The 22,496-nt window shown below is 71.4% G+C and carries 22 protein-coding genes; 8 read left to right on the top strand and 14 right to left on the bottom strand.

Going from position 1 to position 22,496, the window contains the following annotated elements; genetic code table 11:
- Nucleotides 1–180 precede the first annotated feature (180 nt).
- Entirely contained in the window at nucleotides 181–402 is a 222-nt protein-coding gene (locus tag ACFY6S_RS19525; RefSeq protein ID WP_388819107.1) for a helix-turn-helix domain-containing protein, read from the bottom strand.
- Entirely contained in the window at nucleotides 402–1,070 is a 669-nt protein-coding gene (locus ACFY6S_RS19520) for a DUF2975 domain-containing protein (RefSeq protein WP_388819105.1), read from the bottom strand. Before ACFY6S_RS19520 ends, ACFY6S_RS19525 begins: the two co-directional genes overlap by 1 nt.
- A gap of 669 nt (nucleotides 1,071–1,739) precedes the next feature.
- Here ACFY6S_RS19520 and ACFY6S_RS19515 point away from each other — a divergent pair.
- Nucleotides 1,740–2,714, top strand: a complete 975-nt coding sequence (locus ACFY6S_RS19515; RefSeq protein ID WP_388819102.1) for a glycoside hydrolase family 6 protein — start codon at nucleotides 1,740–1,742, stop codon at nucleotides 2,712–2,714.
- Between the two features lie 377 nt (nucleotides 2,715–3,091).
- Here the strand turns inward: ACFY6S_RS19515 and ACFY6S_RS19510 are convergent, their stop codons facing one another.
- Both ACFY6S_RS19510 and ACFY6S_RS19505 read right to left on the bottom strand, forming a co-directional pair.
- Nucleotides 3,092–3,427 carry a hypothetical protein gene (locus ACFY6S_RS19510; RefSeq protein WP_388819099.1) on the bottom strand — a complete coding sequence of 112 codons (336 nt, stop codon included), beginning with the start codon at nucleotides 3,425–3,427 and terminating at the stop codon, nucleotides 3,092–3,094.
- 257 nt (nucleotides 3,428–3,684) lie between these two features.
- Complete coding sequence (locus ACFY6S_RS19505; protein WP_388819096.1) at nucleotides 3,685–4,587, bottom strand: helix-turn-helix transcriptional regulator; 903 nt, start codon at nucleotides 4,585–4,587, stop codon at nucleotides 3,685–3,687.
- 222 nt (nucleotides 4,588–4,809) lie between these two features.
- On the opposite strand from ACFY6S_RS19505, the gene ACFY6S_RS19500 reads away from it, so the two are divergent.
- From ACFY6S_RS19500 to ACFY6S_RS19485, 4 genes are all read left to right on the top strand, one after another.
- Nucleotides 4,810–5,133 (top strand): carboxymuconolactone decarboxylase family protein, encoded by a 324-nt coding sequence (locus tag ACFY6S_RS19500; protein ID WP_388819093.1) that lies wholly within the window; start codon nucleotides 4,810–4,812, stop codon nucleotides 5,131–5,133.
- Nucleotides 5,134–5,173: 40 nt separating this feature from the next.
- On the top strand, nucleotides 5,174–6,013 hold the full coding sequence (locus ACFY6S_RS19495; RefSeq protein WP_388819090.1) for an SDR family NAD(P)-dependent oxidoreductase: 840 nt from the start codon (nucleotides 5,174–5,176) through the stop codon (nucleotides 6,011–6,013).
- A gap of 49 nt (nucleotides 6,014–6,062) precedes the next feature.
- Nucleotides 6,063–6,470, top strand: a complete 408-nt coding sequence (locus ACFY6S_RS19490; protein WP_388819087.1) for a cupin domain-containing protein — start codon at nucleotides 6,063–6,065, stop codon at nucleotides 6,468–6,470.
- 82 nt (nucleotides 6,471–6,552) lie between these two features.
- Nucleotides 6,553–7,539, top strand: a complete 987-nt coding sequence (locus ACFY6S_RS19485; protein WP_388819085.1) for a zinc-binding alcohol dehydrogenase family protein — start codon at nucleotides 6,553–6,555, stop codon at nucleotides 7,537–7,539.
- A 127-nt stretch (nucleotides 7,540–7,666) separates the two neighbouring features.
- On the opposite strand, the gene ACFY6S_RS19480 is transcribed toward ACFY6S_RS19485, so the two are convergent.
- The 3 genes from ACFY6S_RS19480 to ACFY6S_RS19470 all read right to left on the bottom strand — a co-directional run bounded on the left by ACFY6S_RS19480 (nucleotide 7,667) and on the right by ACFY6S_RS19470 (nucleotide 11,714).
- A complete protein-coding gene (locus ACFY6S_RS19480; protein WP_388819082.1) occupies nucleotides 7,667–9,034 on the bottom strand; it encodes an MFS transporter in 1,368 nt (455 codons plus the stop codon).
- Nucleotides 9,031–10,671, bottom strand: coding sequence for an acyl-CoA synthetase (locus tag ACFY6S_RS19475; RefSeq protein WP_388819079.1), 1,641 nt, complete (start codon nucleotides 10,669–10,671; stop codon nucleotides 9,031–9,033). Before ACFY6S_RS19475 ends, ACFY6S_RS19480 begins: the two co-directional genes overlap by 4 nt.
- Before the next feature lie 218 nt (nucleotides 10,672–10,889).
- A complete protein-coding gene (locus ACFY6S_RS19470) occupies nucleotides 10,890–11,714 on the bottom strand; it encodes an enoyl-CoA hydratase/isomerase family protein (protein WP_388819077.1) in 825 nt (274 codons plus the stop codon).
- Between the two features lie 140 nt (nucleotides 11,715–11,854).
- Here ACFY6S_RS19470 and ACFY6S_RS19465 point away from each other — a divergent pair, with 140 nt between their 5' ends.
- A complete protein-coding gene (locus ACFY6S_RS19465) occupies nucleotides 11,855–12,766 on the top strand; it encodes a LysR family transcriptional regulator (RefSeq protein WP_388819074.1) in 912 nt (303 codons plus the stop codon).
- 126 nt (nucleotides 12,767–12,892) lie between these two features.
- Here ACFY6S_RS19465 and ACFY6S_RS19460 read toward each other — a convergent pair whose 3' ends face one another.
- Nucleotides 12,893–13,540, bottom strand: a complete 648-nt coding sequence (locus ACFY6S_RS19460; RefSeq protein WP_388819071.1) for a TetR/AcrR family transcriptional regulator — start codon at nucleotides 13,538–13,540, stop codon at nucleotides 12,893–12,895.
- Nucleotides 13,541–13,635: 95 nt separating this feature from the next.
- On the opposite strand from ACFY6S_RS19460, the gene ACFY6S_RS19455 reads away from it, so the two are divergent.
- On the top strand, nucleotides 13,636–14,661 hold the full coding sequence (locus ACFY6S_RS19455) for a hypothetical protein (protein WP_388819068.1): 1,026 nt from the start codon (nucleotides 13,636–13,638) through the stop codon (nucleotides 14,659–14,661).
- A gap of 221 nt (nucleotides 14,662–14,882) precedes the next feature.
- Here ACFY6S_RS19455 and ACFY6S_RS19450 read toward each other — a convergent pair whose 3' ends face one another.
- The 3 genes from ACFY6S_RS19450 to ACFY6S_RS19440 all read right to left on the bottom strand — a co-directional run bounded on the left by ACFY6S_RS19450 (nucleotide 14,883) and on the right by ACFY6S_RS19440 (nucleotide 17,741).
- The gene (locus ACFY6S_RS19450; protein WP_388819066.1) at nucleotides 14,883–16,127 is read right to left on the bottom strand and encodes an MFS transporter; all 1,245 of its coding nucleotides are present in this window, start codon (nucleotides 16,125–16,127) and stop codon (nucleotides 14,883–14,885) included.
- Nucleotides 16,128–16,314: 187 nt separating this feature from the next.
- Nucleotides 16,315–17,106 carry a hypothetical protein gene (locus ACFY6S_RS19445; protein ID WP_388819063.1) on the bottom strand — a complete coding sequence of 264 codons (792 nt, stop codon included), beginning with the start codon at nucleotides 17,104–17,106 and terminating at the stop codon, nucleotides 16,315–16,317.
- 5 nt (nucleotides 17,107–17,111) lie between these two features.
- Complete coding sequence (locus ACFY6S_RS19440; protein WP_388819060.1) at nucleotides 17,112–17,741, bottom strand: RNA polymerase sigma factor; 630 nt, start codon at nucleotides 17,739–17,741, stop codon at nucleotides 17,112–17,114.
- A 356-nt stretch (nucleotides 17,742–18,097) separates the two neighbouring features.
- On the opposite strand from ACFY6S_RS19440, the gene ACFY6S_RS19435 reads away from it, so the two are divergent.
- On the top strand, nucleotides 18,098–18,907 hold the full coding sequence (locus ACFY6S_RS19435; protein ID WP_388819058.1) for an SAM-dependent methyltransferase: 810 nt from the start codon (nucleotides 18,098–18,100) through the stop codon (nucleotides 18,905–18,907).
- Between the two features lie 18 nt (nucleotides 18,908–18,925).
- Here the strand turns inward: ACFY6S_RS19435 and ACFY6S_RS19430 are convergent, their stop codons facing one another.
- The 3 genes from ACFY6S_RS19430 to ACFY6S_RS19420 all read right to left on the bottom strand — a co-directional run bounded on the left by ACFY6S_RS19430 (nucleotide 18,926) and on the right by ACFY6S_RS19420 (nucleotide 22,355).
- Entirely contained in the window at nucleotides 18,926–19,822 is an 897-nt protein-coding gene (locus ACFY6S_RS19430; protein WP_388819055.1) for an ion transporter, read from the bottom strand.
- 170 nt (nucleotides 19,823–19,992) lie between these two features.
- The gene (locus ACFY6S_RS19425) at nucleotides 19,993–21,024 is read right to left on the bottom strand and encodes a hemolysin family protein (RefSeq protein ID WP_388819052.1); all 1,032 of its coding nucleotides are present in this window, start codon (nucleotides 21,022–21,024) and stop codon (nucleotides 19,993–19,995) included.
- Entirely contained in the window at nucleotides 21,021–22,355 is a 1,335-nt protein-coding gene (locus tag ACFY6S_RS19420; protein ID WP_388819049.1) for a hemolysin family protein, read from the bottom strand. Before ACFY6S_RS19420 ends, ACFY6S_RS19425 begins: the two co-directional genes overlap by 4 nt.
- Nucleotides 22,356–22,496: the final 141 nt, after the last annotated feature.

The following is a 22,496-nucleotide window of genomic DNA, read 5'->3' as shown; positions in this document are numbered from 1 at the left end:
CGAGCAAGCACTTTCGGGCCGTGCGAACCGGCATGATCCGCTCCCCGACGAAGACGCCGCTCTCGCAGCGAGCGAAGATCTCCGGCTGTCCGAACGCCAGGAGGGGGACTACGCCTCCCCTGCGGCCCAGGCGGCGGGCGCGAGGGATCGCGACCCGCTGCTCACGTCTTCCGTGGAGGGTCAGTCCTTGCGGATGCTGAGCAAGTCGCCGGGCTGGCAGTTCAGTTCGCGACAGATCGCGGTGAGGGTGGAGAAGCGGATCGCCTTCGCCCGGTCGTTCTTGAGAATGGAAAGGTTCACCACCGTCACTCCGACCCTGGTCGCCAGTTCGGTCAGGGTCATGCCCCGCTCGGCCAGCATTCGGTCCAGGTGGACCTGGACTCGGTGTTCCTCTACTGGCATCAGACCAGCCCCTCGGTATCGGCCCGCAGTTTCGTTCCGCGCCGGAAGACTTCTCCCAGTGCCAGGACAAGGAAGGCCAGCAGCGCGTACTCGCCGGTGAAGGTGACCGAGAACGGGATGTGTTCGGCCATGGGCGTACCGCTCACCAGTATTTCTGTGGTGAACGTCGACAGTGCCGGGGCGAGGATGGCCTGCACCAGTACCGCGAGTCCTATGACGCTCAGGCGTCGGGCGTTCACCGGCACGAAGACGTCGCCGCCGCGCAGGGTCCGGGCCATCTTGAAAAGGAGGGCCAGGATGAGAAGCAGGAACAGGCCGCCGACGATCTCCGGCAGGGCGAGCAGCAGGCGCTGACCCAGGTCGGGGTCGGCGAAGACGAGATCCGCCTGCCGCGTGCCGGTGAGGGTCATGCCGTTACCCGTCACCGCGTCGGTCACGGTTCCCGGTACCCGGGTCGCCGTCTCGGCCTCGACCTCGCGAGTGTCCACCGGATCCCTCAGACCGGCCACCCCGAGGGCCGGAAGCAGCATTCCGTAGACGCCGACCAACAGAACAGCCAGGCCCAGAGCTGCCTCCAGCAACCCGCTGTCGGTCTGGCTCCACCAGGACTTGGCACCCATGACTACCCCTGCTCGATCGACTGCATGCATATCGTTTATCAATACCATCGATAAACGATATGTTTGTCAAGGGAGAGTGCTCGCGCGGCGAGCCTGTCCGCCCTGGCGGGCCCAAGCGCATCGTCGAATCGACGAGGCTCCCGGAGTTCGGGGCATAAGGGGCCGATGCGTAGGTCCCTACGGGAGAAGCGGCAGTGGCCAGAACCTGCTGATCGGGAAACTCCCGCTCCACCGTCACCCCGCCGCAGGGTGAAGGGACACCGGCCACGGCCTCCCGCAACCGCATCGCGCCGAACTCGCCGCTCGGCGTGGCGATCGTTCCCGACAGCCAGTGGGGGCGCAGAGTGTCGACCGTGCCGCGCTTGATGGCGACGAAACGCCTCGTAGCGGCCCTTCCGCTCGCACGGGGCCACGGGTGGGAACCGTTCGAGCAGAGCAGGGGGGGGCCGCGCCGGGCGGCCCCCGCGGGTGGCGCGCTGTCCGCGTCGAAGCCGCCGGGGACGTGTCCCGGTCGACGCCCGCCACCTCCCGGCCCCTCGTGCCGCGGCCCTCGCCGAACTCATTGACAGCGGACCGGCCCCCTGTCACTGTCTCGTCTGGCAGCGGCAGTTCCCGGAGAGAGCCCTGAGGGAAGCGCCGCTCGATCCCCCCCGCCCGCGTCTCCCTCGCAGCTGAGTCACCGCCGATGTGGGAGCGCTCCCAGAGAGGGCTGCACTCATGAGAAAGATGATGCGTACGCTCGTCACTTCGGCACTCGCGTGCCTGCTCCTGCCCTTCGGCACCGGGCAGGCCGACGCCGGCGTCCTGGCCGATCCGATCGGCATGACCAGCGGGTTCTACGTGGACCCGAACTCGTCTCCGGCCGCATGGGCCGCGGCGAACCCCGGCGACGGACGGGCGCCGGCGATCCGGGACAACATCGCCTCGCGCCCCATGGCCCGGTGGTTCGGTTCCTGGAGCGGTGACATCGGGGCCGCGGTGGGCTCCTACGTGGGAGCCGCGGACGCCGCCGACAAGCTTCCCGTCCTGATCGCCTACAACATCCCCGGCCGCGACGCGTGTGGCGGTCACTCCGGCGGCGGGGCGGGCTCTCCGGCGGCGTACCGCACCTGGATCTCCGCCTTCGCCTCGGCCATCGGCGGGCGACCCGCGCTGGTCGTGATCGAGCCCGACTCCCTCGGTGACTTCAGCTGTCTGACGCAGCAGCAGATCGATGAGCGCAACGCCATGCTCAGGGACGCTCTGGCGCAGTTCTCCGCGCACGCGCCCAACACGTGGACGTACCTGGATGCCGGAAACCCCGCCTGGATCGACGCGGCCACCATGGCCCGGCATCTCGACGGCGCCGGGGCCCGGCAGGCGCACGGCTTCTCGTCGAACATCTCGAACTACTACGGCACCAGCCGGAACATCGGCTTCGGCAACGCCGTCAACTCGGCGCTGTCGACGTCCTACGGCTACACGAAGCCCTTCGTCGTCGACACCAGCCGCAACGGCAACGACTCCAACGGCGAGTGGTGCAACCCCGCGGGGCGGAGGATCGGGGCCGCCGCCCAGACGGGCGGCGGAGCCGAGATGCTGCTGTGGCTGAAGACCCCCGGTGAGTCCGACGGCAACTGCGGAGTCGGCGCCGGCTCCGTGGCCGGTCAGTTCCTCCCGGAAGTCGCGTACAAGATGATCTACGGATACTGAGGCCGCCCGGTTCGTCACTGCGGGCTGCTTCCTCCCGGTCGCAGCCCGCAGCCCGTAGGCATCGGTCCCGTCCCGGGCTCTGCCCGAGTCCGCCCGCCCGCCCGCCGGGTGACGGGGCCGAGATTGCTGACTGCCGCTGCGGCGCGGGCCGGTGTGAGCCGGAGAGTTGCTTCGATCAGGAACCAGGGAACACCGGCTACGCCGTGCCGGACGGCCTTCGTCCTGCGGGGCCAATGGGGTCGCCCTCTTCGGGAACGGACCCCACTGGCCCTTCGGCGTCGTCTCGTCGGCGGGGACGAGGGGCAGCGCAGCCGTCCGCCGGGCTGGTCGGGGGTGTGTGGCGCGCTGTCGGTTGCGTCATCGCAGAGACGAGGCGGCTACCTGGAGCAGGTGCCCACGTACTGCATGTACACCCACACTCCCTCCGGGCCGCCCCACAGGTTCCCCTTCCGCCAATTGCCACTTGATCCGGTGATGTTGAACCCGTTGCCATCGGGGGCCGTCCCCATCCGATTCCCGCCAGGAGCGTCGCGGTAGGCCACACCGGTGCCCCTGATACAGGTGAACTGCTCTGTGGGGAGCGCCCTCGCGCTTACCGCCTTCTCGGCCTCCCGGGGCTGGCCGGCCGCGTGCGCCAACTCCGCCGGCGTGAGCCCTCCGAAAGCCAGGACCAGTGCGGTGACCGCCACTGCCTTCTTGATCGGTGCAAACATGGTGGTGTCCTCCTCGCGGGGTGTGCACAGCTTTGTCGTGCCTCTCCCGCTGTCGTGTCCGCAGGTGCTCGGCGGCCGGGTCCGACCGGCCGCCGGCTCAAGGAATACCGGCCCCGCGTTGTTCACGGTCGACGCGCCGCCGTGAACAAACGGATGCTGAACAACGAGGTACGGCAGCCCGCTCGTCGGTTCAGTGGGGAGTGCCGCACGGTGGCGGTCAGGTGGTGGGTCGGGCCCGCTCGCACCTGATCCGGCGCCTACCGGTTGTGCCGGTCGGCAGAGTCGGCAGGGTCGGGGCCGGTGGGAGGCGCGGTGTCCTCGGTGGCGGCCCAGCTGGCGAGGAGTCGCAGGGCGTCGTGCTCGGGCGTGGACGGCGCGGAGCTGTAGGCGGTGAGGGTCAGGCCGGGCTGGGCGGGCAGTTCCATCGCGTCGAAGTCCAGGGTGAGGACGCCGACGGCGGGGTGGCGAAAGGACTTGCGGCCGGTGTGGTGCAGACGCACGTTGTGCTTGGCCCAGGCGTTGCGGAACTCCTCGCTGCGGGTGACGAGTTCGCCGACGAGTCCGGTGAGGTCGCTGTCGTGGGGGGCGCGTCCGGCCTCGGTGCGCAGCAGGGCGACGGTGGTGTTCAGGGACTCGTCCCAGTCGGGGAAGAAGTCGCGGCCGCGCGGGTCGAGGAACTGGAAGCGGGCGATGTTGACGGGGTGCGGTGCGTTCCCGGCGTACAGCGGTGCGTACAGGGCGCGGCCGAGGGGGTTGGCGGCGAGGATGTCCAGGCGCCCGTTGCGGATGAAGGCCGGTGAGTCGGCCATGGACTCCAGGACGCGCAGGACGCTGTCGGGGATCGGTCCGCGGGTGCGTTTGGTGCGGCGGGGGCGCTTGGCGGCGGCGCGGGCCAGGTCGTAGAGGTGGGCGCGTTCGGCGTCGTCGAGTTGGAGGGCGTTCGCGACGGCGTCGAGGACTTCTTCCGAGGCGCCGGCGATGTGGCCGCGCTCCAGGCGGATGTAGTAGTCGATGCTGACGCCGGCGAGCAGGGCGACTTCCTCGCGGCGCAGGCCCGGCACGCGCCGGTTGCCGCCGTAGGCGGGCAGTCCGGCCCGCTGTGGGGTGATCTTGGCGCGACGGGAGGCCAGGAATGCGCGGATGTCGCTCTCGGTGCTCACGCATTCCAGGCTAAGACGGTCGCAGCGCTGGTGGGGGGCCCTGTCAATACCTGGCAGGCCAGGCCCTCCCCAACCTCTTTGATCTGCGGTTTCCTCGATATCGGCAGCAGTCGCGGGCCGCGGCACCGACCCGGTGCGCGGCGCGAAGGCCGCCCGGACGAGCCGTCTCCAGCAGAGAATGGCCTGTATCGATTTATCCAGTTTTGTTCCAGTAGGAGTCTCATGCCGAAGCAGTCCGCACCCCCGGAGCTCGCCGCCATCGCGCCGAAGCTCGTCGAGGTCACCGACGAGGTCCTTTTCGCCGACGTCTGGGAGCGTCCCGGGCTGTCGCCGCGGGACCGCAGCCTGGTCACCGTGAGCGTGCTGGCCGCCCTGTACCGCTCCGAGCAGCTCGGCTATCACCTGGGCGTGGCCCTGGACAACGGCCTGAGCGTCGAGGAGCTGTCCGAGGCCATCACCCACCTCGCCTTCTACGCGGGCTGGCCCAACGCCATGACCGCGATCACCCAGCTCAAGAAGATCGCCGACGACCGCAACGCCGGCTGAACCCGCTTTCCCCCGTCATCACCCGAATGGAGCATCCCACGTGAGCAAGGTCTTCCTGATCACCGGCGCCGGACGCGGTCTCGGCGCGGACCTCGCCCGTCAGGCACTCGAAGCCGGCCACCACGTGGTGGCCACCGCCCGCCGCCCCGAGCATGTCCTCGAAGCGCTCGGCGGCGAACAGGACAACCTGCTGGCCACCGCCCTGGACATCACCGACCCGGCCACCGCCCAGAACGCCGTCCAAGCGGCCGTCGAGCGCTTCGGCCGCATCGACGTCCTGATCAACAACGCCGCCAACTTCTACGCCGGCTACTTCGAGGAGGTCTCCGACGCGCAGATGCGCGCGCAGATCGAGACGAACCTGTTCGGGCCGATGAACGTCACCCGCGCCGTGCTGCCCGTCATGCGGGCCCAGCGCGACGGCCACGTCATCACCGTCTCCTCCCTCGCCGGCGCGGTCGGCCAGGAGTTCTGCGTCGCCTACGCCGCCGCGAAGTTCGGCGTCGAGGGCTTCATGGAGTCCCTGCGCTACGACGTCGAGCCGTTCGGTATCCGCACGACCATCGTCGAGCCGGGCTTCTTCCGCACCGAGCTGCTGGTGGACGCCTCCACCACGTGGGCGGAGCTGTCGATCGACGACTACGCCGAGCGCACCGCCGCCACGAAGAAGCAGTGGCAGTCCATGAACGGGCAGCAGGCCGGCGATCCCGCCAAGCTCGCCGCCGCCCTGCTGACGATCGCGGGCCGGCAGCAGCCCCCGGCCCGCTTCGTCGCCGGTTCCGACGCCATCGAGGCGGTCACGGCCAAGGCCGGGGAACTGCTCGCGCAGGCTGATGCCTCCCGTGAGCTGGGCGCCGACCTCGCCCACGACGACGCCTGACCGCCCTGTCGTCCCAGCACGCCCTCCCACACGATCAAGGAACAGAGCGATGGAACACATCACCTCCACTCCGACCGTGAAGGCACCCGCCGAGCGTTTCACCGGCGATGTCTACCTCAACATGATCGAGGCCCCGACCGAGCCCGCCCGCCTCGCGGCCGGCCTGGTGCGCTTCACTCCCGGCGCCCGCACCAACTGGCACTCCCACGCGCTGGGCCAGGTCCTGTACGTCACCGATGGCGTGGGCCTGGTCGGTACCCGCGACGGCGCTGTCGCGCGTATCAGCGCCGGCGAGACCCTCAAGTGCCCGGCCGGCGAGGAGCACTGGCACGGCGCCACCGACACCACCCTCATGGCGCACATCGCCCTCGTCGTCGGTGACGGCGACGGCGACGGCACCAACTGGCTGGAGCCCGTCACCGACGAGCAGTACGACGCGGCCCTCGCCACCGTCTGATCAGCCGCCCCGCCCGCCCTCTCCCCACGCCGCCGTGCGTGGAGGGAAGAGGGCGGGCAACCCCGTGTCCGGAGGAAGAAGCATGACCGCGACAATGACCGCACTCTTCGGCGGCGCCGCCCCGCAGTGGCAAGCCCGCCACATTCCCGTACCGGAACCCGGCCCCGGCCAGGTCCTCGTCCGCGCCCACGCCGTCTCCCTCAACAACGCGGACGTGCAGCGGCTCGACAGCTCCTTCGACCCGGCCACCGGCAGGAAGACCGAGTACCCGGCCGGATACGAGTTCGCCGGCGACATCGCCGCCACCGGCCCCGGCGTGCGGAACGTCCGCGTCGGCGACAGGGTCATGGGCACCACCCAGGGCGCCTTCGCCCAGTACGTCCTCGCCGACCACCGTCACGTCATGCCCGTCCCCGAAACCCTCGGATACGACGAAGCCTCGGCTCTGCCCACCGCTCTGCTCACCGAACACGGCGCCCTCACCCGCGCCCGCTTCTCCAGCGGGCAGAGCGTGCTCATCACCGGCGCCACCTCCAGCATCGGCCTGACCGGCGTACAGATGGCGAAAGCGCTCGGGGCCTCGCTCGTCATCGCCACCACCCGCTCCAAGGCCAAGGAAGCACTGCTGAAGAAGATTGGAGCCGATACGGTCGTCGTCACGAACGGCCGGGACCTGACCCAGGCGGCCCTCGACGCCACCGGCGGCGACGGCGTGGACGTGGTCCTGGACCACGTCGGCGGACAGACCTTCGCCGACTGCCTGCCCGCCACCCGCGTGGACGGCCACATCGTCAACATCGGACGCCTGGAGGGGCCCCGGTCCACCGTCGACCTCGACGCCCTGTCCTACCGCCACCTCCACGTGCGCGGCGTCTCCTTCGGCTTCAGCCGTCCCGAAGCCCTCGGCCAGGTCGTCGCCGCCGCGATCGACGAGGTGGTGCCCGCCGTGGCGGACGGCCGTATCCGCCCCGTCGTCGACAGCGTCCACGCATTCGACCACGCCCACGAGGCCGCCGACCGCATGCGGAGCCACCAGGCTCACGGCAAGATCATCCTGACCGTGCCCTGACCTCCCCGGGCTCAGCCGACGGGACCCCGGTACCAGGCTTGGCCATCACCCCCCTTGCCCCGGGCGCGCCGCCCGCTCGGGGCGGGCGGCGCACGGCACTCCGCCCGCCCCGCCGCCGGGGGCCGGGTCAGCCGTCGATCACAGTGGTCCGCGCCAGTGACAGCTGCTTGGTCTCCCGGAAGGAGAAGTGCACCACCAGCGCCGAGACGACCGCCAGGGCCATCAGGTAGAAGCCGGGGGCCAGCGGGGTGCCGGCGACGGTGACGAGCCCGGTGGCCACGAACGGGGCGGTGCCGCCGAACAGGACGTAGGCGGCCGTGTAGCCGAGCGCCGAACCGCTCGCGCGGAGCTGTGCCGGGAACATCTCGACCATGGCGGGCACGTTCGACGTCCCGATGACCGCGACGAACACCGCCAGGACGGTGGCGCCCACCAGCGCTCCGGCGAGGGATGTGCCGATCAGCCAGAAGGCCGGCAGGGTACAGACCGCGAACCCCGTACACGCGGTCAGCAGCATGGGTTTCCGGCCCCAGCGGTCGCTGGCCGCCGCCATCAGCGGACAGGCCGCGCTGTAGGCGAGCATCGACACGAACCCGGTGAGCATGGCCTCCGTCTTGCTGTACCCGACCTCCTCCGACATGTACGCGATGAGGTAGCTGCTCATCAGGTAGTAGCCGACGGCGTTGGTGATGCTGTACCCGAACAGGGTCAGGACCTGGCGCCGGCAGAGCCGCCAGGCGTCCCGGATGGGAGCGTGGAGCACGGCCTCGCGCCGCTCCATGGCTCGGAAGACGGGTGTGTCCTCGATCCGGCTGCGCAGGTAGAGGCCGATCAGGCCGAGCGGTCCGGCCAGCAGGAACGGGATGCGCCAGCCCCAGCTGCGCAGCGACGCGTCGTCCATCGACCAGGTGATGAGCAGCCCGGTGAGGGAGCCGGCCACCGAGGCGAGGCCGACGGTGAGGGCGACGACGCTGGCGTAGCGGGCGCGGCGGCCCTCGGGGGCGTACTCCATGATGAACGCCGAGGCGCCGGTGTACTCGCCGCCGGTGGAGAACCCCTGGACGGCGCGGAGCAGGAACAGCAGGACGGGCGCGGCGACACCGATCGTCGCGTAGCTGGGCAGCAGACCGATGAGCAGGGTCGAGCCGCTCATGCACAGGACGCTCAGTGCGAGCATACGGTTGCGGCCGATGCGGTCGCCGTAGCGGCCGAAGAACACGGCGCCGGCCGGCCGGGCGATGAACCCGCCCGCGAAGACCGCCCAGGTCGCCAGGAGGGCGGCGGTCTTGTCGTACTGGGGGAAGAAGAGCCCGGCGATGGTGGCCGACATGATGGCGTAGGCGCCCGAGTCGAACCACTCGACGAAGTTGCCGATCGCGGTGGCGAGGGTCACCTTGCGGCGCACTGCCGGGGACGGGGCCGCGACCGCGGCCGCCTCCGCGGTCCGCGGGATTCTCTCCGCCGTGGGCGTGCTGTCGGTGCTGTGTCCGGTCACCTTGGTCCGTCCTTCCGGGTCGGTGCTCCTCCGGTGGGGGCGGAAGTGTCTGTTTCCAGGTCACGGGTGCGTAGGGCGGCCCGCTGGATCTTGCCGGTGGCCGAGCGCGGCAGTTCGCCGACGAACTCGACGGTCCGCGGGTAGGCGAAGCGGGAGTGTGTGCCGCGGGCGTGTTCCGCTATCTCGCGGGCCAGCTCGTCGGAGGGCTGGTGGCCGGGGGCGAGTTCGATGAATGCCTTGACGGCCTGGCCGCGCAGCGGATCGGGGACGCCGACCACCCCGGCGTCGGCCACGGCGGGATGTTCACGCAAGGTGGCCTCCACTTCGTAGGGACCGACACGGTATCCGGAGGTCTTGATCACGTCGTCGGTGCGGCCCAGGAACCAGAAGTAGCCGTCCTCGTCACGTACCGCCTGGTCCTTGGTGTGGTACCAGGTGCCGCCGAAGGCTTCGGCGGACGACTCGGGGCGCTGCCAGTAGCCGAGGGGGAACTGGGGGTTGGAACGGGCGCGCAGGCAGATCTCGCCCGGTTCGCCCGCCGGGACCTCGTGGCCGTCGTCGTCGAGCAGCCTGACGTCCCAGCCGGGCAGCGGTCGGCCCATGGAGCCGGGCTTGACGGGGACGCCGGGGAAGTTGCCGAGCAGCGGGTAGGACTCGGTGGAGCCGTAGTAGTCGAGGAGGGTGACGCCGAACTGGTCGCGGAACCAGTCGATGAGGTCGGCGGTCAGCGGCTCGTTGGAGCAGCAGACCACACGCAGGTTCTGCGGGTGACGGGCGCCGGCGTCCGGGACGTCCTGGCGTATCTTCCGCAGGAAGGTGGGGTTGACCAGGGCGGTGGTGACCTTGTTGCGGGCCATGGCGGCCAGCAGTCCGTCCGGGTCGAAACCGGCGGCCGGGCGGTACACGAGGTGGGTCGCGCCGGCCCGCAGCGGACCCATCAGCTTGGCCATCGACCAGGCCCAGTCGCCCGCCCCGTAGAACACGTCGCCGGGACGCAGGTCGTGGCAGTGCCGGAACTCGTTGTGCCCGAGGAGGGTGCGGTGGGCGTGGACGATGCCCTTGGCGGGGCCGGTCGTGCCGGAGGTGTAGAAGATGAGCGCGGGGTCGTCGGCCGCGGTGTCCGCGGTGGTGAACTCCGGGGCCCGGGCGGCGATCTCCGGGTCGTCGACGTCGACGACGGTGCCGGTGAAGTCACTGACGCGGTGCAGGGCCCCGGACTCGGTGACCAGCACGTCGGCGCCGGAGTCGGCGAGTCGGTAGCGGATGGGTTCGTCCGCCCACAGCAGGGACATCGTCACCAGGATCGCCCCGGTGCGCAGGACACCGAGGTAGGTGGCCGGGGTGTCCGGGCGCTGCGGGAGCAGTACGGCCACCCGGTCGCCCTTGCGTACCCCGGCGGCGTGCAGCTGGGCGGCGACCTGTCGGGAACGGTCCCTGACCTGCTGCCAGTTCACCTCCTCCCGGTGCCCGGTGTGGTCCTCGAAGATCAGGGCGAGTCGGTCACCGGGGTGGTGGTCGGCGACGTCGGCGGCCATGTTGTACCGCTCGGGGACGGACCACTGGTGCCTTTCGACGAGCCACCGGTAGGCGGCCTCGCCGTCGTGGACCGGGGTGGTGGGGGTGACGCCGGTGGACATGAGTGGGGGCCTCCTGGGAGTGGGTCGGGGTGCTGCCGTCGCGAGCAGCGGATGACGGATGACCGACCGCGGTCGGCGCCGCGGTCGGGAATCGCGGGTGACACTGGCCGGCAGGTCGGCGGGCCCGGTCGGGCGGCGGCGCGATCGACGCGGGGCCGGTCGGAACGGTGGCGCGGCGACGGCGCCGTCAGCGCCGGGCCGGACGGGCGGTGGCGCCGTCAGCGCCGGCGGCCGGCCAGGAAGCGGGCCATCTCCCGCTGCGGCTCCCCGGTCGCGTACGCGGCGACGTGTACCTTCTTGGCCGCTCCGATCGCCTCGTCCAGGCCGGCGTCGTCCAGTTCGCGCAGCCGGCCCTTGGTCAGCGCGACGGCGCCGGGCGGCAGCTGGGCCAGGCGCGCGGCCTCGGCGAGGGCCTCCTCCTTGACACGGTCCGCGTCGACCAGGCGGTTCAGCAGTCCGAGGCGCAGCGCCTCCTCGCCGCCGACCAGCCGGCCGGTGAGGGCGAACTCGGCGGTCTTCGCACGGCCGAGGATGCCGCGCATGGCCCAGATTCCGGTGATGCTGGGGATGCCGGAGAGCACTTCGGGCTGGCCCATGCGCACCCCCGCGTGGCCGATGCGGAGGTCGGCGAGAAGGGCGAACTGGAAGCCGGAGCCGGCGGCGACGCCGTTGACGGCGGCGACGACCGGCTTGTCCAGGCCGCGCACGGTCCGGAACAGCAGTCCGAAGTCATCGATCCACGCCTCGGCGGCGGCGTGGTCGTCGGGGTCGATGGCGGCGGTCTCCGCGAGGTCCTGCCCGGCGCAGAACGCCCGGCCGGCGCCGGTGAGCACGACGCCCCGGCAGCGGTCGTCGGCGCCGGCCTCCGCCAGGGCGGCGACCAGTTCGGCGCGCATCGCGGCGGTCCAGGCGTTGAGCTTGTCCGGCCGGTCGAGGGTCACCTCGGCGAGGTGGAGTACCTCCTCAGCGGTGCCGTCGACGGAGACGGGGTGCCGGGTGACGGTGACGGTACTCGTGGCGGTGTCGGTGCTGGGCCGGGACATGGCGGTGTTCCTTCCTCGGTGTGCTGTGTGTCGCCGTGACGCGTTGCGTCTCGGTGGGCAGTCATGCAAACAGCGAGGGGTATGACCTGGCCAACACCAATGAGGACTGCCCGCGATATCGCAGCGATATGGTGCCTCCCATGGAGCTCCGTCACCTGCGCTATTTCGCCGTGCTCGCCGAAGAACTGCACTTCGGACGGGCAGCGGAACGTCTGCACATGGCGCAGCCGCCGCTGTCCCAGCGCATCCGGGACCTGGAGCGTGAACTGGGGGTGCGACTCTTCGACCGGGCCCGCCCCCGCATCCAACTCACCGAAGCGGGCGCGCTGCTGCTGGAGCACACGCGGCCGGTGCTGGCCGGATTGGACACGGCCCGGGAGGCGATGCGCAGGCTGCGGCCCGGGGAGGCGGGGGTCCTGCGGGTCGGAGTGCCGCCGGACACTCACCCGCCGGTGCTGCGCACGCTGACCGAGATGTTCTCCCGGCGCGTCCCCGACGTCCTGGTCGACCTGCACGAACTGACCACGGACGAGCAGCTGCTGCGGCTGCGGGAAGGCGAGCTGGACGCCGGGGTCGTGCGCCATCCGTGCGACACGGTCGGCCTCGAGTCGGGGCCGGAGGTCCGCCGGGACCTCGGCGTGGTGCTTCGCACGGACCACCCTTGTGCCCGGGACGGCGGTCCGGTCCGGCTGCGGGACCTGGCCGGCGCGTCGCTGGTGATCTTCCCCAGGGCGATGGCTCCGCAGTTGTACGACCACATCCTGCTGACCTGCCGGGACGGCGGATTCCTGCCCGGCGCCATCCGGCACGCGCGCAATCCGTACTTCGTGCACGGGCTGGTGCTCGCGGGTCGCGGTGTCCATCTCAACGAGGAGCCGACCGCGCCGCTCACCGACGGGCTGACCTGGCGTCCGCTCGACGGCACGGACCTGGCCTGGCTGACATCGGTGGTCTGGGTGCCCGCCCGGCACAACGAGACCATCGCCGCGTTCGCCGAGGCCGTGGACGAAGGGCTGGCGAAGACGGGTCACCGCCCGGCCGAGGGCGCGTGACCGGGACACGCGCCGAAGCGACAACGAGATGAACTTGAGTTCCTCGGCCGTCCGCTCGTCGTACTCGTACTCGTACTCCGTACCGGACACGGCCGCCAGTGCGGGGGCGCCGTCGGTGGAACGGATTCACCGGCGCAAACGCTGCTGTGCCTGTTCTTCGGCGGCGTCAAGGGCGGGTTCGAGTGCGGCGAGCGCGGAGCGGAGCAGGTCCGGTAGCGAGCCGGACGGCACGACGAGCCCACCGCTGGCGAGGGGTGCCGCCGGGGGCTGCAGCCACTGCTGGAGCGCGATCCGAACCGCGGCGGCCGCGCTCGCCGCGAGCACGCGGGGGGCGAGCGTGCCGGTGCGGCCGAGGCGCTGGTCGATCGCGGCGGCGAGGGGGAGTTCGATCGCTGCGGCGGCGTCGAGGAACGTGTCACGCAGCGCGGGACTGGCGGTGATCAGCAGCAGCTCGTCGTGGTCACGTGGTTCGGTGTACTGCTCCAGGATCGCTTCGGCCAAGGCGTCGGCGAGACGGAGGTGGGCGGGCCTGGCCGCCACGGCCGCGGCGACCCGGGATTCCCGTTCGGCGGTGACGGCTGCGACGATCGCCTGTTCACGACTGGAGAAGTAGTTGTTGTAGGTCCTCGGCGAGACCCCGGCCGCCTCGGCGATGTCGTCGACGCGGACGTTGTCGGGCCCGTGCTCGAGGGCCAGTCGAAGTGCCGCCTCACGCAATGCCACTCGGGTGGCCTGCTTCTTCTCCTCGCGCAGCCCGGTCCGCCTCATCGTCACCCTCGAAGTGTCCCAGCCTGAGTGCGTGTACGCAAACTTGCGTGCACGCAATATTTGCTTCTACTCTCGGGCTCTCCTACGGAAAGGCCAGACGCATGCGAGCCAAGGGCATCTGCTACGACACCGGCTTCCTCCGCCACGGCGGCAGCTCCCGGGAGCACTTCGACCCCGGCCTGGTCAAGAAGGAGCTGGCCATCATCCGCGACGATCTCCACTGCACCGCCGTCCACATCACCGGCGGCGACCCGGACCGCCTGGAATTCGCCGCCCGTCACGCCGCCGAGCTCGGACTGGAGATCTGGTTCTCGCCCTACCCGCTGGAGCTGACGACCGACGAAATCCTCATCCTGATCGCGGACTGCGCGGAGCGGGCCGAGCGACTCCGGACACAAGGAGCCGAGGTCGTGTTCGTCACCGGCGCCGAACTGAGCGTCATGAACCATGGGTTCCTCGAAGGCGACAGCACGGGGGAGCGACTCGGCCGGCTACTGAGCGACCCGGCCCGTCGACCCGAGAGAATCGCCGCAGTCGGCACCCGCCTCAACGCCTTCCTCCGCGAAGCCGTGGCGGTGGTCCGCGAGCGTTTCCACGGCAAGGTCACCTACGCAGCCATCCAGTTCGAAGCCGTCGACTGGGACGTGTTCGACTTCAGGACCTTCGAACTCATCCGAACCGCGGAGGTGGCCGACCGATTCCGAGACGCCGTGCGCAGCCTCGTCGCACAGCCCGAACCGGTCGCTGTCACCGGCTTCGGCACCGCCACCTGGCGCGGCGCGGGGGACGTCGCGCCCCGCAGCATGGAAATCCTCGAAACCGACGAAGCCACCGGCGCTCCGCTCCGGCTGACCGGAGCGTACGAGCGCGACGAGGCCGGCCAAGCGGCATACCTCAGCGAACTGCTGGAGATCTTCGACAGCGAGGGTGTCGACAGCGCCTTCGTATTCCTCTTCGCGCTGTACAACCTGCCCCACCGCCCCGACGGCGATCCTCGCGACGACCTCGACCTCGCCAGCCTCGGCATCGTCAAGGTCCTCGAAGACCGCCACGGCGACACCTATCCCGATCTGCCCTGGGAGCCCAAGGCCGCCTTCGCCGCGATCGCCGACCACTACCGCGACTGAGTCCGCTCGGGATCAACGCGCGCCCGACGGGTGAGGCCCTGAGTGGAAGGCGCTTGTCCCCGGAGCCGGGTGGGGGGGATTGTCACGGCCTGTCCCTCTCACCCCGGACCCCGGACACCACCGATACCCGGCCCGGAGGCGCGGGCAGCCGAGAACCCCCGAACTGTCCTCTCCGGAAGAAGGGTTGCTCCACTCTCTCGCCGGTGCCCCGCCGCGCCGTGTCAGTTCCCCGCCGGGGGCCGGCGCAGCAGGTACAGACCGACCCCGGCCGCCAGTGCCAGCACCACGACGGTGAAGGTCATCCCCGCTCCCCGCAGCCCCAGCCAGAGGGTCAGCGCCCCGACGCCGACGACCGGCAGCGAGATGCCCAGGTAGGCGACGACGAAGAACGCGGAGACCGTGCCGCCCCGGTGCTCCGGCGGAGCGGCGCCGCTGACCGCCGTCATGGCGGCCCGGAAGGCGAGCCCCTGGCCGAGCCCGCCGCAGAGCGCGCCCGCCACGAGCAGCGGCAGGGACCGTACGGCCAGGGACGCCCCGACCAGCGCCAGCCCGGCCACCAGCACGAGACAGCCGCCGGGCAGCGCCGCCCGCACCCCCACCCGCCCCATCAGGGACTGGCCGACCGTGGAGGCCAGGAAGACGGAGAAGACGACCGCCCCCGAGACCGCGAGGTTGCTCACCCGCAGCGTCTGGGCCATGAAGGACGGCGCCACCGCCGTGAACAGCCCCAGCAGCGCGAACCCGGCGAAGGCGGCCAGGGCCGACGGTGCGAACACCCCGCGCACCTGCGGCGGCACCACCAGCCCCCGCGGCCGTACAGGCAGCCGCCGCCATGTCCCGCGCTCCCGGCCCCCCTCGCCCCGTCCGGCCCGCTCCTCCCGCGCGACGGTCTCCGGCAGGAACCAGGTCAGCAGGCCGGCCACCGCCACCAGCACCAGATCCGCCAGGAACGGCAGCCGCAGCGGCCAGGGCGCGTACTGGGCGAGCAGCCCGGCCAGCAGCGGACCGCACCCCAGACCGCCCATGTTCGCCGCCGTGGCCGCCAGCCCCGCGCGCGCCTCGCGCCCCGGCGGCGCCAGCTCCATCACGGTGACGGTCCCGGCGCCGCTGAGCAGCCCGGCGGCGAAGCCCGACAGCAGCCGGCCCGCGAACAGCGCCGGGAGCCCGCCCTCGAACAGGAAACACAGCGCGCTCGCCGCCGACAGCCCCAGCGCGCACAGCAGCACCGGTCTGCGGCCCACGTGGTCGGAGACGTCGCCCGCCAGCAGCAGCGTGGCGATCACCCCGAGGGCGTAGACGGCGAACACGATCGTCACCATCAGCTCGGAGAAGCCGAGCTGGGCGCGGTAGAGCCCGTACAGCGGGGTGGGCAGGGTCGTCCCGGCCATGCCGACGGCGAAGATCCCGGCGGCCACCGGATATCCCGGGCGCCGGTGGCCGCTGCCATGGTCCAGCTGGCGGTGCATCGGGAACACGTCCCCTCGGCGGAACTCCGCGCGGGTCGGGCGGCCCCGCGCTCATCGGGTCACCGCGCGCCGTGAGGGCGCACGCCTGCCTCCATCAACCCCCACTTCCGCCCCTCGCACCATTCGGAACCGGCGTAAGGGGGAAGGCGCCGAGCGGGCACCGGCGTCCCGGACGGCGCGTGCGCGGTCAGCGCGCGGAACGCTCGGCGCGCCGCCCGGCCGGACCGGTCGCCGGCTCGGCGGACAGCTCCCGCGGCAGCCCGGCGCCCGGCTGGGGGACCTCACCGAAGTCCTCGTCGGCGCTGTCCACCCGCAGCCGGTTGATCACCGCTTCGAGTGAGGCGGGCAGGCTGGGACGGCGGCCGTCGTGGCACTGGCTCAGCAGCTCGTGCCTGACGGCCTCCGGCAGCAGCGCGGAGAGCACGGCGGCCGGCGACGCGGTACGGCCGGCTCCCGGCAGCAGGCGGGACTGCGCGCGCCAGTGGGCGGCGTCCCTGAACTCTGCTCTCTGCTGGTGCGCGAGGAAGAGACAGAAGGCGGCCGTGCGGTTGCCGCCGCCGGCGGCGAACTGCCACCAGAACTGGGCCGCGTCCCGGTGGCCGGTCAGATGCAGGAGCGCGGCGAAGACGACGGCGCCCTCCGGGTCGATACGGTCGTGCTCCACCAGCCGGGTCAGCGCGGTGGCCGCCTCGGGGGCGTTGAGGACGAGGGAGACGGCGAGGCTCAGGTCGTGCGCGGCCTGCTCGTGGGCCGTGGGGAAGCGGGCGGGAGGCGTCACCGGTCCCGCCGCGGGGACGGCGGCCGTGCCGTCCGTACGCCGCGCGGCCAGACGTCTGCGGGTGGCCCCGGCGTCGTACTCGTCGTAGTCGTCGTAGGCGTGGTCGAGGACCTCCGCGTCCTCCAGCAGCAGCTCCACGGCGGCGCCGGGGGCGCCCGGTGTGCTCGGGGTGCCGGGGGCGGCATCGTTCGTGCGGCGCACGGTGTCTACTCTTCCGTTTCCGTCTCGTGTTCCGTATCCGTCCCGGACCCCGGTAAGCCGAGGTCCTTGGCCAGCCGTCGCCGTGCGTGCCGTATCTGGGAGTGGACGGTGGCCAGTTCCACCCCCAGGTACTCGGCGACGACCTCGCCCGGCACCCGCAGGACATAGCGCAGCACGATCACGTCGTACTGCCGCTCGGGGAGCCGGGTGATGGCCGCGTAGAGTTCGATCTCGCCCTGGAGCACGGCGAACCGGTCATGGGCGCCGTGCGGCAGGAGCTTGCGGATCGCGGCCTGGAAGGCGGCGGTGTCGACCAGCGCCGGCCGGCGGCCGCGCGCGTCCAGCCAGCGGGCCACCTCCTCCTTGAGCACGGCCCACGCGTACCGGGCCACCGATTCCTGGAGCAGGACATGGGGCCAGTGTTCCAGCAGCCGGGCACAGGCCGCGTCCACCACGCACTCCGCCGCGGCCCGGTTGCCGACCTGGGTGTGGGCGTACCGCAGCCACAGCCGGTGGTGGTGCGCGTCGAAGGCGTCGAAGGTCAACGCCAGCCGTCGTCCGGGCGGTTCACCGGGGGAGAGGGGAGTGGCGAAGGCGCCGTCGCCCTGGACGCCCCGGGTGGTGCGTCCCCTCACGAGCCGGTCCCGTCGGTGACGCGGACGGCCACGGTGGTCGGATCAACGTGCACTGAGGCCCCGTTCACTGGGCACCACGCCGCTCCACGGCGGAGGGCGTCGGTGCGGGAGATACCTTCTCCCCGATGTCGGCCGACCGGATGTGTGCCGTCGATGTGCGCCACACGACCGGTTTTTTTCGCCGATAGTGATCATAGGGTTACTCAGAGACGCGGGGGTGTGTTCCGGACACTCCTCCACCTCACTCCTCATCGAGCCGTTCTGTAAAGGGGGTTGGTGTACCTCGTACGGTTGTCCGTATACAGAGCTGGGCAGTTACCGGGAGGTCATCCGGTGACGAGAACGGGGGGCGTTCGATGGGCGACGACGGCACGGTGGACCTGGAGCTGGACCGGGCGCATTCGGCCCGGATGTACGACTACTACCTGGGCGGGACCACCAACTTCCCCGCCGACCGGGAGGCCGCGGCGCGCGCGATGACGGCCTTCCCGTCCATCCTGGCCACCGCCCGGATCAACCGCAATTTCATGCACCGCTCCGTACGCTTCCTCGCCCGGGAGGGCATGGAGCAGTTCCTCGACATCGGGACGGGCATCCCCACCTCGCCGAATCTGCACGAGGTCGCCCAGCGCGAAGTCCGCGCCGCCCGTGTCGTCTACACCGACAACGACCCGATCGTGCTGGCCCACGCCCGCGCCCTGCTGCGCAGCACCCCCGAGGGGCGGACCGCCTACGTCCACGGGGATGTCACCGAGCCCGAAGTCCTGCTGGCGGCGCGGGGGTTGCGCGAGACGCTCGACTTCACCCGGCCGATCGCCCTCAGCCTCAACGCGCTGTTGCACTTCGTCACGGACGAGGACGACGCGTACGCCGTGGTCGAGTACCTCAAGAGCGCGCTGCCGTCCGGCTCCACCCTCGCGATAGCCCACGCCACCACCGAGTTCGACCCGGAGGGCATGGCGCGGCTCACCACCGCCTACCAGGCCGCCGGCACCCCCGGCCAGGCGCGTACCCGCGAGGAGATCGTCCGCTTCTTCGACGGATGGCGGCTCCTCGGCCCCGGGATCACGCCGTCGCACGAATGGCGCCCCGATCCCGAGGAGTCGAGTGAGCCGGTCACCCTCAAGGAGGCGGCCTGTTACGCGGGCGTGGCGCGCAAACCCTGACCGCCGGGGCCCCGGCGGTCAGGGGCGCGGACCCACGTCGGCCGGCACCCGGTCGTCACGGCGTGCCGTCAGCCCGGCCTCGATCTCGTCCAGTGCCTGGCGCGCGGCGGCTATCCGGGCCAGCAGCGCCGTCGGCGGCTCGGCACCGCCGGGCGGCGGCGCCGGTACGTCCCCGACCTGCCCGCGTTCGAGTTCCCTGGCCTCCTCAAGGGAGTTGATGACCACCCCGATCAGCAGATTGACGAGGATGAACGATCCGAGCAGCACGAACGAGGCGAAATAGAGGATCGTCCACCGGGACACCTCAAGGCCGCCGCGCACCGCGTCACCGAGACCGTCGAGGGTGATCAGCAGGAAGAGCGTGAGCGCGGCACGCCCCAGGGAGCCGTAGTGCTCGGGGTCGGAGCGGGCGAAGAAGACCCAGCCGACCATGGCGTACACGTACAGCAGCAGCGCGCCCACCAGCACGAAACTCACGGTGCCGGGAAGGCTCTTGCCGACCGCCACGATCACGATGCGCAGCTGCGGCAGAAACCGCGCCGCGCGCAGCACGCGGGCGAGCCGCAGCAGCCGCAGCGCGGTGGCGTTCTCGCGGGCGAACGGCGCGAGCGCCAGCAGGACGACCACCAGATCGAACACGTTCCACGGGTCGCGGAAGAAGTCCTTCGGCCGGTCCGCGCTGGCGGCGGCGCGCAGCAGGATCTCCCCGGTGAAGGCGGCGAGGAACAGATACTCGGCGGTCTTCAGTTCACCGTGCCACTGATGGACCGCGCCGGTGTACGTCTCGACGCCCAGCAGAACGGCGTTGCCGACGATCAGGCAGAACACCGCGATCTGGAAGCCGTCGGACTCCACGACGCGACGGCTGTGGGCGGCGAGGGCGGGTGGCCCTAATCGGCTCGTCCCGTTGGACATCAGCTGAACCTGTTTTCTTGCGGACGTGCGGTTGCGCGTGCGGGTCGGGTGCGGATCGGGTGCGTACGGAGACGGTGCGCGCACCAAGATACGGAGGTCGTGCGACGGCGGAGCGACCGGTGCCCCCACGGGGGCACCGGTCACCTGCCGGTATGTCCTGCCGCCGGCTGTCAGGCCGTGGCGGGCGATCCGGTCGCGGGGCCGACCAGCTCCGCCAGTACGTCCTCCATCGTGACGAAGCCGATGACCGTCCCCTTGTCGCCGGTGACGGCGGCGAGGTGCGTTCCGGCGGCGCGCATGGCCGTCATCGTGTCGTCGAGCGGGGTGTCGATCTCGACCCGGATCACCGTGTGCAGAGCGCCGCGCGGAAAGGGCCGCGTCCGCTCCGTGACGCCGAGGGCGTCCTTGATGTGCAGGTAGCCGAGGATCGTGTCGTCCGGCCCGGTGACCGGCAGCCGGGAGAACCCGGAGGACGCCGCGACCCGCTCCAGCTGCTGCGGAGTGGTCCGGTGGTCGACGGTGACCGTCCGGCCCAGCGGGACCATCACCTCGCCCGCCGGGCGGGTGCCCAGCTCCAGGGCGTCCCGCAGCCGCTCCCCGTCCGCCGGGTCCAGCAGCCCCGCCTCACTGGAGTCCGTGACCAGCCGGACCAGCTCGTCGTCGGTGAACACCGAGGCGACCTCGTCCTTGGGCTCGACCTTCAGCAGCCGCAGGATCGAGTTGGCGAACGCGTTGATCCCGAAGATGACCGGGCGCAGCGCCCGGGTGAGCGCGACCAGCGCGGGGCCGAGCGCCAGCGCCGTGGGGGCGGGCGCGGCCAGCGCGATGTTCTTCGGCACCATCTCGCCGATCAGCATGTGCAGATAGGTCGCCAGGGTCAGCGCGATCACGAACGCGATCGGATGGATGAGCGGCGAGGGCACCCCGATCGCCTCGAAGGGCGGCTCCAGCAGATGGGCGATGGCCGGTTCGGCGACGGCGCCCAGCACCAGTGAGGAGATGGTGATGCCGAGCTGCGCGGTGGCCATCGCCGCGGAGAGATGACGCAGCCCCCACAGGGTGCTGGTCGCCCGCCGGCTGCCCTTGAGCGCCAGCGGCTCGATCTGGCTGCGCCGTACCGAGATCAGGGCGAACTCGGCGCCGACGAAGAAGGCGTTGGTGAGCAGGGTGAACGCGCCGATGGCGAGTTGCAGGGCGGTCATCGGACATCCTCCGGAAGCTGCGCGGCCGAGGCGGGCGCGGTGACACCGACCCGGTCGGCCCGGTGGTGATCGACCCGCAGGACGGCGAACCGCCAGCCGTCGATCTCCAGGGTGTCGTCCGGCACGGGCAGCCGCTCCAGCCGGGTCGCGAGCAGCCCGGCGAGCGTCTCGTACGGTCCTTCCGGCGCGTCGAAGCCGATCTCCCGCAGCTGGTCGAGGCGGAGGGAGCCGTCCGCCTCCCAGACGTCCCGCCCGTCGGGGCCGGGCGGGCAGGCGGCCAGGCCCGGGATCTCGTCCGGGTCGTGCTCGTCGCGCACCTCGCCGACGACCTCCTCGACGATGTCCTCGACGGTGGCGACGCCGGCGGTGCCGCCGTACTCGTCGATCACCACGGCCATCGTCCGCGCCTCCCGCAACCGGCGCAGCAGCCGGTCCACCGGCAGTGAGTCGGGCACCAGCAGCGGGCCGGTGGCCAGCTCGGTGACCGGGGTGCGGTCGCGCCTGGACTCCTCCAGGGCCAGCACGTCGCGGATGTGGACGGTGCCGATGACCTCGTCCAGGCTGTCCCGGTAGACGGGGAAGCGGGACAGCCCGGTGGCCAGCGCCAGCACGGCCGCGTCGGCGGCCGTGGCATGCGCCTCCAGCGCCCGCACGTCGACCCGCGGCGTCATCACGTTCTCCGCGCTCAGCTCGGCCAGGTGCAGGGTCCGTACGAACAGCTCGGCCGAGTCCGCCTCTATGGCGCCCTCCCGCGCGGAGTGGCGCGCGAGGGCGACCAGCTCCTCGGGGGTACGGGCGGAGGCCAGCTCCTCGGCGGGCTCCAGGCCCATACGCCGGACGAGACGGTTCGCGGTGTTGTTGAGATGGTGGATCAGCGGGCCGAAGGCGGCGGTGAAGCCGCGCTGCGGTCCCGCCACGACCTTGGCGACGGCGAGCGGGCTGGAGATCGCCCAGTTCTTGGGGACCAGCTCACCGACCACCATCAGCACCACGGTCGACAGCGCGACCCCGAGCAGGGTCGCCACCGTGGACACCACGCCCCTCGGCAGGCCCACGGCCTCCAGCGGGCCGCGCAGCAGCACGGCGAGGGACGGCTCGGCGAGCATGCCGATGACCAGGGAGGTCACCGTGATGCCCAGCTGAGCGCCGGAGAGCTGGAACGTCAGCCGCTTGGCCGCCTCCAGCGCACCGGCGGCGCCGCGCTCACCGGCCTCGGCGGCCCGTTCCAGCTCGCCGCGCTCGACGGTGGTCAGGGAGAACTCGGCCGCCACGAACACCGCACAGGCGAGGGTGAGCGCGAGGGCGAGCAGCAGCAGAAGCACTTCGGTCACCGTGCCACCTCCGGCCCTGGACTCGACGGGACGGGAATGGCACGGCTCGTACTGGGAGGCTCACCCATTGCGGGACCGCAGCTCCTTCTCGGATCAGATGTTCGGGTCGGGGCGGGCACCCCGTCCGCCAATAGTAAAGGA

This window comes from Streptomyces sp. NPDC012835 (assembly GCF_042900885.1).
Lineage (GTDB): Bacteria > Actinomycetota > Actinomycetes > Streptomycetales > Streptomycetaceae > Streptomyces.
Note: the sequence above shows the minus strand (reverse complement) of the source record. Positions and strands in the feature narration are given on the sequence as shown.